Origin of the sequence: Roseibium limicola, from assembly GCF_017313085.1 — a bacterium.
Classification (GTDB): Bacteria; Pseudomonadota; Alphaproteobacteria; order Rhizobiales; family Stappiaceae; genus Roseibium; species Roseibium limicola.
On record NZ_JAFLNF010000008.1, the window covers coordinates 176,955 to 189,289 of the forward strand.

Annotated in this window: 10 protein-coding genes; 4 read left to right on the top strand and 6 right to left on the bottom strand. The window is 59.6% G+C overall.

Annotated features, from left to right (window positions below):
• The first annotated feature begins 84 nt into the window (after window positions 1-84).
• On the top strand, window positions 85-1,527 hold the full coding sequence (locus J0X15_RS17290; protein WP_206943447.1) for a glutamate synthase subunit beta: 1,443 nt from the start codon (window positions 85-87) through the stop codon (window positions 1,525-1,527).
• An 82-nt stretch (window positions 1,528-1,609) separates the two neighbouring features.
• Here the strand turns inward: J0X15_RS17290 and J0X15_RS17295 are convergent, their stop codons facing one another.
• The 3 genes from J0X15_RS17295 to J0X15_RS17305 all read right to left on the bottom strand — a co-directional run bounded on the left by J0X15_RS17295 (window position 1,610) and on the right by J0X15_RS17305 (window position 5,834).
• Window positions 1,610-2,806: an SGNH/GDSL hydrolase family protein gene (locus tag J0X15_RS17295; protein ID WP_206943449.1), complete on the bottom strand. Its 1,197-nt coding sequence runs from the start codon at window positions 2,804-2,806 to the stop codon at window positions 1,610-1,612.
• 49 nt (window positions 2,807-2,855) lie between these two features.
• On the bottom strand, window positions 2,856-4,121 hold the full coding sequence (locus J0X15_RS17300) for a lytic murein transglycosylase (RefSeq protein ID WP_206943451.1): 1,266 nt from the start codon (window positions 4,119-4,121) through the stop codon (window positions 2,856-2,858).
• Window positions 4,122-4,208: 87 nt separating this feature from the next.
• Window positions 4,209-5,834 (bottom strand): outer membrane beta-barrel protein, encoded by a 1,626-nt coding sequence (locus J0X15_RS17305; protein WP_206943453.1) that lies wholly within the window; start codon window positions 5,832-5,834, stop codon window positions 4,209-4,211.
• A gap of 157 nt (window positions 5,835-5,991) precedes the next feature.
• Here J0X15_RS17305 and J0X15_RS17310 point away from each other — a divergent pair, with 157 nt between their 5' ends.
• The 3 genes from J0X15_RS17310 to J0X15_RS17320 all read left to right on the top strand — a co-directional run bounded on the left by J0X15_RS17310 (window position 5,992) and on the right by J0X15_RS17320 (window position 8,770).
• Complete coding sequence (locus tag J0X15_RS17310) at window positions 5,992-7,002, top strand: KpsF/GutQ family sugar-phosphate isomerase (protein WP_206943455.1); 1,011 nt, start codon at window positions 5,992-5,994, stop codon at window positions 7,000-7,002.
• Window positions 7,003-7,132: 130 nt separating this feature from the next.
• Entirely contained in the window at window positions 7,133-7,900 is a 768-nt protein-coding gene (locus J0X15_RS17315) for a motility protein A (RefSeq protein ID WP_206943457.1), read from the top strand.
• Between the two features lie 15 nt (window positions 7,901-7,915).
• On the top strand, window positions 7,916-8,770 hold the full coding sequence (locus J0X15_RS17320) for an OmpA/MotB family protein (RefSeq protein WP_206943459.1): 855 nt from the start codon (window positions 7,916-7,918) through the stop codon (window positions 8,768-8,770).
• A gap of 476 nt (window positions 8,771-9,246) precedes the next feature.
• Here the strand turns inward: J0X15_RS17320 and J0X15_RS17325 are convergent, their stop codons facing one another.
• The 3 genes from J0X15_RS17325 to hemH form a co-directional block, all read right to left on the bottom strand.
• Window positions 9,247-9,726, bottom strand: coding sequence for an NfeD family protein (locus J0X15_RS17325; protein ID WP_206943462.1), 480 nt, complete (start codon window positions 9,724-9,726; stop codon window positions 9,247-9,249).
• Complete coding sequence (locus J0X15_RS17330) at window positions 9,726-10,709, bottom strand: SPFH domain-containing protein (protein ID WP_206943657.1); 984 nt, start codon at window positions 10,707-10,709, stop codon at window positions 9,726-9,728. The genes J0X15_RS17325 and J0X15_RS17330 overlap by 1 nt, the downstream gene beginning before the upstream one ends.
• Before the next feature lie 314 nt (window positions 10,710-11,023).
• Complete coding sequence (hemH, locus tag J0X15_RS17335) at window positions 11,024-12,091, bottom strand: ferrochelatase (protein WP_206943463.1); 1,068 nt, start codon at window positions 12,089-12,091, stop codon at window positions 11,024-11,026.
• Window positions 12,092-12,335 lie beyond the last annotated feature (244 nt).

Genomic DNA, 12,335 nt, shown 5'->3' on the forward strand with positions numbered 1-12,335 from the left:
TCTACGATCGGCTCTCGGGTGCGGGACTTTCTCGCACCCGATCGAGCCGCCCCAGAGACTTGAAATATATGTGAGGAGGTCACCTTGGGCAAGGTAACCGGATTTATGGAAATCGACCGGCAGGAACAAAAGTACCAGCCTGCGTCTGATCGTATCCGCCATTTCAAGGAATTCGTCATCCCGCTCGGCGAAGGCGAAGTTCAGCGTCAGGCAGCGCGCTGCATGGACTGCGGCATTCCGTTCTGTCACGGCCCCACAGGCTGTCCAGTGCACAACCAGATCCCCGACTGGAACGATCTTGTCTATGAGGGCGACTGGGATCTGGCACTGCGCAACCTGCACTCCACCAACAACTTTCCGGAGTTCACCGGCCGCATCTGCCCCGCCCCGTGCGAGGAAGCCTGTACGCTGAACCTGGAAGACATTCCGGTGAACATCAAATCCATCGAGCAGGCGATTGCCGACAAGGGCTTCTCCGAAGGCTGGATCACACCGGAACCCGCCGCCACCAAGACCGGCAAGGCCGTCGCCATCATCGGCTCCGGTCCTGCAGGCATGGCAGCCGCCCAGCAGCTCGCCCGTGCCGGTCATACGGTTCACGTTTATGAGCGTGAGCCCAAGGCAGGCGGCCTGCTGCGCTACGGTATTCCCGACTTCAAGATGGAAAAGCACTTCATCGACCGTCGCATCGAGCAGATGGAAGCCGAAGGCGTGACATTCCACTATGGCGTGGATGTCGGTACCAGCGTCTCTCTGGAAGACCTGGCCGAGCGCCACGATGCCGTGATCCTCTGCGCCGGTTCTGAGCGCCCGCGCGATCCCGGCGTCTCCGGCTTCGACCTGGAAGGCTGTCATTGGGCGATGACTTACCTGGTTCAGCAGAACCGCCGCGTTGGTGGTGAGCCGGAAGTTCCTGCGCACTCCAACGAAGCGCCGATCTGGTCGGCTGGCAAGCACGTCGTCGTCATCGGCGGCGGCGACACCGCCTCTGACTGTGTCGGCACATCTTTCCGACAGGGCGCCCTGTCGGTCACCCAGCTCGACATTCGCCCGATCCCGCCGCTGAAAGAAGACAAGCAGACCATCTGGCCCTATTGGCCAACGAAGTTCCGCACGTCCTCCTCGCAGGCCGAAGGGGCTGAACGCGAGTTCTCCGCAGCAACACTCGGCATTGTCGGCGAAGACGGTCACGTCACCGGGGTGAAATGCGCCCGCGTTGATGAAAAGCGTCAACCGATCCCCGGCACCGAGTTCATCCTCAAGGCCGATCTGGTTCTGGCCGCAATCGGTTTCTCCGGCCCGCGTCTCGACACCTACATCGCCGGTGCTGGAGACAAGCTGGAACTCGATGGCCGGACCAACGTCAAGGCTAACACCGAGGACTATAAGACCACGATGGACAAGGTCTTTGCAGCCGGTGACGTGCGCAAGGGTCAGTCGCTGGTCGTCTGGGCCATCCGTGAAGGCCGTCAGGCCGCCCGCGCCGTGGATGAGTTCCTGACAGGGTCAACCAACCTGCCGCGCTGACGCGTCACACAAAACCTTACGAAAAGGGCCGCTTTTTCCCGAGGGACAAAGCGGCCCTTTTTGTTGAACGGCTACGCCCGCCCTAATTTTCCAGGTTGGCCGGATCGCGTTGCCAGTTGTCGACCCGTCCAACGGGCGCCTCAAGCACTTCGCCTTTCACCAATGCCCGATAGCCAAGCGACTCCGCAGCATCCTCGTCAGTCTGGACCTCCCCTCCCCCCAGCAGATCAGTTTCGGAGGAAGTGGTGCGCCCTGTCAGAACGATGAAGTTGGGGTCATCGGCAACGCCCTCGAAGGCCAGCCCGCCATATCCACCCAGCACCCGGGTCAATTCACGTTCGACGAAGAACGCCACTTTCAGATAGCCAGCCCAGGTAAAGCCGATGCGATTGCCCGAGCGCAGCTTCTTGCGCTGCCCATCCACATCAGGGCCGTAGGACGAGTATTCGCCTGTATCAGAGAGGAAAATGTCCCAGATATCGACATAAGAGCTGCGGGTCGCCTCAAGTTCCTCGCGGAAGATCCCGTTCAGCAGTTGAAAATCCTCGTTCACAAGCGCCGAGTTCGTCGGCGGCAGGCCAATCCAGATAACCGCCTTGCGCAGGGCTTTGGTCTGCTCGATCAGCAGCCGCACATGCTCGCGGTAGGTCTTTTCCCAATCCGGCGTTCCGAACTCAACCGGCGGCTCACCTGGAAACATCCGCTTGAGGTCGTGCTGGCCCATCATAAGGACGACAGCGCGCACCCGGTCCAACTCTTCAAAGGTCTTGATTTGGCTGATCCAGTCAGGCGGGCTGTCGCCCGCCAGCCCCTGCCGTGCGGTGACGAGCTTTTCCGTCCTCACCATCGGCTTGTCCTGCAGGGTAAACCTCAGTCCTTCAGCGACGCCGTCGGCCATGTCGTCACCGACAACCAGCAACACCCCCGCATCCGGGTCTTTCACTTGCTCGACAAAGCGCGGCTTGGAGTAGCCGCTTGAGCCCGCACTGCTGGAACCCGAGGAAGAGGATGAAGCTTTTCGATTGTTCGAGCCGCTACGTTGCGTGCCACGGCGCGGCCGGTCATCACCCTTGAACAGGCGAAACAGAGCACCGAGCGGATTGAAACTGCGCCGCTCCTCGGCCTGCGCCAGAACGATTTTAGCCTGCTCCTGCGCAGAAGCGCCTGCGATATAGGCCCCTGAAGGCCACCCACTTGCCTGACACAGCACAAACGCAAAGCCGAGCAGCAAAAGGCCTGCACGACGTGCAAGCCTTTGCCGGAGGGAATATCGTCCCATCAGAACCATGCGGTTAGCCTCTGCTTTTCCAGACTGGTGCTGATTAAGATCAGCTGTCCAGTTTCATCCTGGCAAGCAATACCACAGAGGCATAGCCGTCGGGAATGAGACCAAGGGCTTTCTGATAGGCCCGAATGCCACGCTTGGTCGCCGGTCCTACCTTGCCGTCAGCCGATCCCACATTGTAGCCGCGACGGTTGAGTTCCTGCTGCAGCTCTTTGGTTTCAGAGCGGGACAACGGCAGATATTCACGTGACCAGTCGCCGTGGAACTCACCGCCACCGATGATCCGGTCGGCGAGATGCCCGACGGCCAAGGCATAGGCCGTGGCGTTGTTGTAGCGCTTGATCACATAGAAGTTGCGCAGCATCAGGAAGGCTGGGCCACTGGCACCGGCAGGCATCACCAGAATCGCGTCGTCTTGCGGACGCGGGAAGTCCCGGCCATTGGCCCGGCGCACCCCCTGGCGAGCCCATGCGGCAATCGACAGGGTCGTGTCGTCATCGGCCAGCTTGTAATTAAAGCTGCGCGGCAGGGCGACTTCATAGCCCCAGGTCTTGCCGGTTTGCCAGCCATGTTCCGACAGATAGTTCGCAGTTGAGGCAAGCGCATCCGGCACCGACGTCCAGATATCGCGCCGCCCGTCGCCATCATAGTCGGCAGCATAGGCCTGCCAGCTGGTGGGCATGAACTGGGTATGTCCCATGGCACCGGCCCAGGAGCCTTCCATGTCCTGAAACCGCACGTGGCCAGCCTGCACAATGCCAAGCGCCTTGATCAGCTCCCGCTCCCAGAAGCTGGAACGACGCGGCGCCGCATAGGCCAGCGTGGCAAGCGCACGTATGACATTGTGCTTGCCCTTGAAGGTGCCATAGTTGGTTTCCATGCCCCAGATCGCCAGCACGGCTTCGCGGTCGACGCCGTAGCGCGCCTCGATCTTGCTCAGCACGGAAGCGTATTCGTCCAGCAGTTCCCGCCCACGCGAAACGCGCGAATCGGAGACCGCACTCTCCAGATAAGACCAGACCGGTTTGACGAACTCAGACTGCTTGTCCATCAAGCGGAGCGTGTCCGCATCCGGGTCCATGCCTGTGAAGACGGCATTGTAGGTGCGCGAGGAAATTCCAGCAGAACTGGCCTTTGACCAGAACGAGCGAACAAAGCGGTCGAAACCCGCGTCTGCTTTCACGGGAGTTCCGTGACCGGACACCAGGACAACCGCCAGTGCGCCTGTCAGCGCAAACGCGGTCCCTTTCCAATTCCAATCGCGAAAACGGCGAAGAACCTTTGGTCCGATATGTGCCAGCGACGTCATTCAGGCCTCCTGTGCCTGTCTTGGGAAAATGGGGCGCAACTCCATGTGAGCTTGCGCATGCGATGCGGCGAAACCGTGATCAAGGCCTTAGTGGCGGATCCGGACACCCGCTTCGATACTGTTTTCGTCATAGTCGCTTCCGCCCTGCGAAGAGGTGAAAGCCCGATAGGTGTATTTGGCCTGCAGCGCCGCATTGCGGGTGACAGCGAAGGTCAACCCGGCAAGGCCTGTCGCCGTGACTTCATCGATGCCGACACCTTCATAGTGACGCAGGCTGACCCCTGCCCCCAGCTCGCCCGCCAGGCGATCACTGAAGTCATGGGCCAATCGCATGTCACCAGCATAGATAGCCGAGCCCGAGGATCCGGCAATCGTGGTGGTGGCGAATGTCGTGTTCACCCCGGCCGTGACCGTCGTGCGCCGGGTCGGTGACCAGACCAGATTGGCCCCGGCCACAAGACCGCTCAGATCGCCAAGCGTTTCGTCATCCAGATGCTCCGCACGCCACCCGGCAGAGATGTCGCCTGCCAGCTTCGCGCCATAGTCGACCCGCGTACCCAACCGCATCTCGTACCCCCAGCTGTTGCGCTTCTCGCAATCCGAGTTGCAGCTCGCGTCAAAGCGCCGCAACAGCAGGTCCGCGCTGGTGAAAGGCCTCAGGATCGCACCGGTGTTGGCATCCAGACGCAGCCCGGTCGAGTAGAGCGTGTTGTTGCGCTCCGACGAACTGCCGCTTGCCCCTGCATACTGACTGCGCACGGCACCGACACGCCCTCTGACAGTCGCCAGCGGCAGCTCACGCGCCAGGCCCAGCTCACCGGAGATCTCATGCACGTCTTCAACACCGCCAGCGCTTTCTGCCGTCGAGTTGCTCTCCTGGCTGTAGGCATAAGACAGGTTGCCGGTTCCGGTCAGGCTCGGGTCGATGTCGAGCCGCAAGGCTGTTCCGGCCAGAATACTCTTTTCCGGATCCAACCCGGTGGAATAGGTCGTCAGGCTGCCATTCAGATTAAGACTCAACTCATGTCGTGCCCAATTGGAGCGCGCCGTGACAGATGGTTCCACCACCACATAGCTGCCAGCCTCACCACCTCGGGTCTGGCTGAGATTATCGCTGTATCCGCCGCGCAAGGACGCTTCGGAGAAAATCGTGAACGTCCCGACCCGAAGGCCGACAGGCGCGTCGAACCGGGTTTCGCCGTCGAAAGCCTCTGCTGTCGTACCAACGCCCCCGGAAGAGCCACCTGCAGCGCCCTGAGCCGATGCCGGTGCCGCTCTTCCGGCGACGCCATTGCCTTCTGCCCGCTGTTGACGCCCGACACTGTTGACGCGTTCCGAGAACCGCGCAACAGGCACCAGCTTGGCGCCACCAGACAGCCCGGTACTGGCGCCTTGGTTCAGGGTCGCAACACCCGGTGCCGGGTCTTCGAAGGCGCGCAACGCAAAAACGCCCTCATCCGGGACCGATATCGAACCGGTCATCATCTCATCCGGCGACTGCCCCTCGCTGGATTGCGGAGGCAACACGGCGCCAACAAGCGACGGATCACTCACCACAACAAAGCTTTCAGCTTCGGCCGGATCTTGCGCTGCCTGCTTCGCCTGCACGTCCTCCGGCAAACTACCGCGCAACAGCACAGCCCCCTCCTGGGCCAAAGCCACAGGAACAGCCACAAGGACAACAGGCAACAAAAGTACGGCAGCGGTGCGCATCAGCTAAAATGGATCCTGAACATTCACCCGCCAAAGTGCAGAAACATGGTTAATTGTTCATTGACAGTTTGCGGTTTCCGACCGCTGCTTGCACCCCTTGGTCAGTTGGCGTAGACAAGTCTGAATGGCTTCGGGCGCGGGCACACAAGGAATAAAAATGTCGGAACAACTCGCCAAGCTGCACACTGAGGCACTTGAGTCGCACACCGCCTATCTGACGTCGGCGGAGCGGACTCTGGAAGCTGAAATTGCCGGAATGAGCGCCCTTCGGGCAGCTCTTCACAACGGCCTTTCAAAACCCTTCGTCGAAACCGTTGATCTGATTTCCCGTAGCCCCGGCCGCGTGATCCTGACCGGCATCGGCAAGAGCGGCCATATCGGCACCAAGCTCGCCGCCACCCTGGCCTCCACCGGAACACCGGCGTTTTTCGTCCATGCGGCTGAAGCCAGCCATGGCGATATGGGGATGATCACTCAGGACGATGTGGTGATTGCGCTGTCATGGTCCGGAGAAACCCAGGAGCTGGCGAGCCTCGTCAGCTATACAAGGCGCTTCAAGGTGCCGCTGGTCGCCATCACATCGTCGAAGAACAGCACACTGGGCAAGGCTTCCGACATCATCCTGCAAATGCCCAAGGTCACTGAAGCCTGTCCGCATGGGCTGGCTCCGACCACCTCGACCCTGCTGCAAATGGCCATTGGCGATGCGCTCGCCATCGCCCTGCTGGATTCTCGTGGCTTCACTGCCCAGGATTTCCGCATTTTCCACCCCGGCGGCCGCCTCGGCGCCAGCCTGAAGACCGCCCGCGACATCATGCACACCGGAACAGCCATTCCGCTGATCGCCCGCGATGGCACCATGTCCGATGCCCTGCTGCTGATGACCCAGAAAGGCTTCGGCACTGTCGGCGTTCTCAATGAAGATGGTGCCCTCATCGGCGTCATCACCGATGGCGATCTTCGTCGTCACATCTCCTCCAACCTGCTGGAGTTGATGGTTGAGGATGTGATGACCCCGGCCCCGAAGACGATCCCCCAGACGGCCCTGACCGGCACGATCATGGAGCTGTTGAACAGCAAGGGCATCACCTCCGTCTTCGTGGTCGACGACACCAAGCCGATCGGCCTCATCCATTTGCACGACTTGCTGCGCATTGGCGCCGCCTGAAGACACGCGAAAGATCAATCCTTCATGAGTTTCCGCACTTTGCGGGGATCGGTTAGGATTTGATTAGCCTTGATGTTCCTAAGATGCACACCGGCGAAATCGCCCATCCTTGTCTTTATGGTGTGCCTGTATGGATCTCGCGACGCTCATCGGAATGATCGGTGCCTTTGGTATCGTGGTGGTGGCTATCTTTCTTGGCGGAAGTTTCAGCCAGTTCATTGACGTTCCTTCCATGTTGATCGTGATCGGTGGTGGCCTTATGGCCACCATGATCCGCTTCCAGCTTTCAGATGTCGGCAAGGCCTTCGGCACCGGGTTCAAGGTCGCGCTTGCGGGTTCCGGCGCCAAGCCGCGCGATCTGATTGCCGAAATCACCAACCTCGGCGAAGTCGTCCGCAAGTCCGGCCCTCTCGGCCTTGAAAACGTTGACGTTTCCGACCCGATCCTGGCCAAGGGCGTGCAATATATCGCCGATGGATATGAGCTCGATTTCATCCGCGAATCGATGGAACGCGAACGCGACCTGAACCTTTCCCGGCTCGCGGAAGGCAAGCGCGTCTTCAAGGCTCTGGGCGATTCAGCCCCCGCCTTCGGCATGATCGGGACGCTCGTGGGTCTGGTGCAGATGCTCGCCAACATGGATGATCCGGCAGCGATTGGCCCCTCCATGGCGGTCGCGCTGCTGACGACGCTCTACGGCGCTCTGATCTCCAACATCATCTGTATTCCGCTGACTGAAAAGCTCGACGCCAAGTTCGATGTCGATGATCTCAACACCACTTTGATCATCGATGGCGTGTTGCAGATCCGCGAATCGAAGAGCCCGGCGCTGATCAAGGAAATGTTGATCGCTTATCTGCCTGAAAAACTGCGGGCCGATCTGGTCGACGCGGCCTAATTTTAAGGACACATCATGGCAAGGAAAAAAGAGCAAGGCGGCGGCGGCGCTCCCGACTGGCTGGTGACCTTCGCCGATCTGATGTCACTGCTCGTCTGTTTCTTCGTTCTGATCATCTCCTTTTCCATTCAGGACAAGGAAAAGCTTCAGGTTGTTGCCGGCTCAATGCGAGAAGCCTTTGGTGTGAAGGACAGCTCCAAGCGCACCGGAATCATCGAGGTCGAGGGCATTCCGATCCGCGACTACATGAAGGAAATCTCCCAGGTTCCGCAGGAAAAGGATTCCGATTTCTCCAATGAGCGCCACGACCAGCGCAGCAAGCAGGGACCGGAAGCCAACACCTACGACACCATGAAGGCCGATATCGAAAAACCGCGCCAGTTCGCTACCGCAGCTGCGTCCTTGCGACAGGCCTGGCAGGAAATGCCGGAAATCACCGAGATTTCGTCCAACATCATTCTGGAAGAAACCGAAGAAGGTCTGAATATCCTGCTCGTCGATCAGGATGGCCGGTCGATGTTCCGCGAAGGCTCCAAATTCCCCTATGAAACCACCCGCCGATTGCTGGCCAAGATGGCACCTGTGCTGTCGCAAATGCCGAACCGGATCGAGATCACCGGTCACACCACCGCTGGCGGACAGACCATCGACCCGTCCTACACCGGGTGGGACCTGTCATCTGAGCGCGCCAATGTCGCCCGCCAGGTGCTGAACGAATATGGTGTTCCGGATGATCAGTTTTTTGCTGTCATTGGCAAGGCCGACACGGAACCCATGTTCCCCAACGATCCTTATCTCGCAGCCAACCGCCGTATCGGCATTCTGCTGAAAGCTGAATCCCCGCCCATCCCTCCCGGCCACAAGCCGTAAGCAGAAGGCAAGCGGTATTTCCTTCCACACGCTCCGCGCTTCCCCTTCTGCTGTCCCGGATACCGATCCGGGACCTCATGGCGCCAATGCGCCTGCAGTGAGCCAGGTCCCGGCTCAAGGCCAGGACACAGTGGTGGAGGGAAGTTTTTCTTTGAGTTGCAACGCCCTCGGCTCACCGATCCCGGCTCTGCGCTGTGCTTGGCCGGGAGGACGATGGTGAGTGTCGAGGGAAGCATCAGCTGCCATTGCGCGACATCGGTCGCTTTCGCACACCCTCGCCTAAGTCATCCCGCACGCAGCGCCAGCGGAGATGCGGAACCGGTGAGCCACAGTTTCGCGTGTATCCCCACCGAAGCTCGCGACCGCACATCGATCACCTTGCGCTGTCCCGGACACCGATCCGGGACCTCATTGACCCAATGAGCCTGCAGGGAGCCAGGTCCCGGCGCAAGGCCGGGACAGCGAGACGTAGCCTTTCAATTGGTCGACGCAGTTTCATCCTCGACAGGGGCCACCACCAGGTGAGCGCCTTCGATGCGTTCCACCCGAACATTCACTCCGGCCGGTAAATCCGGCCCTGATACCCGCCAGACCGTGTCATCAATGGAGAGATTGCCGCTGCCCTGATGAAGCGGCGAGGCCAGCGTGAAGACGCGACCGATATAGCGGCTGCCGCGTTTGTTGAGTTGCGGGTCGCCTTCCTCGGACTTCAGACGCGAGATCAGCCCGCGCCCCAAAAAGAAGCTGGCAAAGGCAAGAACCACATAGAGAATGAGCGCGACCTGCCAGCTCATGTCGATGACCAGTGCAACTGCGCCCACAAGTATGGCCGCAATGCCGAACCACAGAAACAGCGTGCCAGGGGCGACGATTTCCAGCCCCAGAAGCAGCAGCCCCAGGACCCACCAGGCCCAGGGGCCAAGGGCGCGGATCTGGTCCAGAATGACACTGTCCATCAGTCGGTCTCCCGGCCCTGCCCGGTTTCAGGCACGCTACTGCTGCGGGCGGAAGCGGTTGATCCTGAGCCGAAGGCTTCCTTGGCAATTTCGCCGATCCCGGTCAGAGCGCCCAGCATGGACGTTGCCTCGATCGGCATTATCAGGGTTTTCTGATTACGTGAGGTCGCCATCTTGCCGAAGGCCTCAATGTATTTGTTGGCAACAAAATAGTTGATTGCCTGAACGTCTCCGGCGGCAATTGCCTCACTCACCAGCTGCGTCGCCTTGGCTTCCGCTTCGGCCTCTCGTTCGCGCGCCTCGGAATCCCGGAAAGCGGATTCGCGCCGACCTTCGGCCTCCAGAATGAGCGACTGCTTCTGCCCTTCCGCCTTGAGAATTTCGGACTGCCTGCGGCCTTCTGCTTCCAGAATAGCCGCACGCTTTTCACGTTCGGCCTTCATCTGTCGGCCCATGGCTTCCACCAGATCGCGCGGCGGATTGATGTCTTTGATTTCGATGCGGGTGATCTTGATCCCCCAGGGCTCTACCGCAGCATCCACCACTCGGAGCAGTTGGGCATTGATCTCATCGCGGTTGGAGAGCAGTTGATCGAGATCCATCGACCCCATGACAGACCGAATGTTGGTCATCGTCAGGTTGAGGATCGCGTTCTGCAGACCCAGCACTTCATAGGCCGCCCGGGCCGCATCCAGAACCTGATAGAAGGTCACCCCATCCGCTGTTACCGACGCGTTGTCGCGGGTGATGACCTCTTGCGACGGCACGTCGAGCACCTGCTCCATCATGTTGAGCTTTTGCCCGATCCGGTCGATGAACGGTACGATGAAGTTCAGGCCCGGTGTCAGCGTCGCGCGATACCGCCCGAACCGCTCGATCGTGTAGTTATGACCTTGGGGCACTGTCTTGACCCCGGAGAAAAACACCAGAACCACGAGGGCCAGAAAAACGATCAAGACGATGTCAAAACCGAACAAATTCAAATCAACGTCCACGACGCGTCTCCCATGTGGCGAAACAAGTTTCGAGTATGCAAATCCCACGCACCAAATACCAGCTCACAGCCGCACGCGGACAATAAAATGCAGCAAACGGCATATCTCTCACTATGTTGATGCCCCCCGTTGCCGTCCCGACAACTGCCGGAAAGCTCCGGCATCCAAGTTAAGCTCATCACGGAGCACTGATATTCCGGCGCGAGGCCGGGGCAGCGAGGTCTGCAGGGTTCAAGCTGTGAAAACAAAAAAGGGGCGATCGGATCGCCCCTTCAGATAGCTCGCAACAAGTCAGACCAGACTCACAACCAGCCGGACAATTCTTGGCGTACTATGTGCTCGATGACTTTCATACCGAGATCACTGTCGTTCAGGCATGGAACATGGGTGAAATGCTCGCCGCCATTTTCTTCGAAGATCTCGCCTGCTTCACCGGCAATTTCTTCCAGAGTTTCCAGACAGTCGGCAACGAACCCCGGGTTCATCACGGCAACTTTCTTCACCCCGTCCTTGGCCAGCTTCTCGACCGTCTTGTCCGTGTAAGGCTGCAGCCATTCCTCTGGCCCGAAACGCGACTGGAAGGTGATCTGCAGCTTGTCTTTGTCCCACCCCAGGTGCTCACGCATCAGCCGTGTCGTCTTCTGGCAGTGGCAATGATAGGGGTCGCCCTTGCGGAAATAAGACTGCGGAATACCGTGATAGGAGGTCAGAACCATATCCGGCTCGAAGCTTTCCTTCGCCAGATGCTCCCTCAGGGATGTCGCCAGTGCCGACACATAGACCTCGTCGTCATGGTAAGGCGGTACGGTGCGGATCGCTGGCTGCCAGCGCATTTCAAGCAACGCCTTGCAGACTTCGTCGTTGACCGTCGCCGTGGTCGAGGCGGAATACTGCGGGTACAGCGGATAAATCAGGATCCGGTCGCAACCGTCGTCTTTCAGCTTCTGCAGCTTCGAGCGAATCGACGGCTTGCCATAACGCATTGCCCAATCGACCTTCACCCGGCCGCCGGCGTCACCAATCAGCGCGGCTAGTTTGTCGGACTGGCTGCGCGTGATGGTGCGCAACGGGCTTTCGTCGCGTTCCTTGTTCCAGATCTCATCATAGGCTGCGCCGGACTTCTTTGGCCGCGTCATCAAGACAATGCCGTGCAATATCGGATACCAGAGAATTTTCGGCCATTCGATCACCCGCTTGTCAGAGAGAAACTCGCGCAGATAGCGCCGCATCGACCAATAGCCGGTGTCATCCGGCGTTCCGAGGTTCACAAGCAGAACCCCGATCTTGCCCGCCTTTACCGGCGGGTGGGCCTCAGGCAATTTCACTTGCTGCATGTCGGACTGGGTTGAACTCGAATCTGGCGCGGTCATAGGTTTTCCGTTCGGTGTCTGGCGCGGAGCGCGCGGCGGCCGGACCACCCCGGAGGACCGGGGGGCAGCGCCGCGTCGTCAAATCCTTACGCTGATGCTCAGCTTTTAGATCATAATCATTCTAAATTAAAGTGAAGCGACCGCCCAACACCGCGATTCAGCAGCGACTTTCTGTCACTCTTTACCCGCCTCACAGGTCAGTGCCGCACGCCAAACACACGAACACATAAAAGAAGGGCGGAAA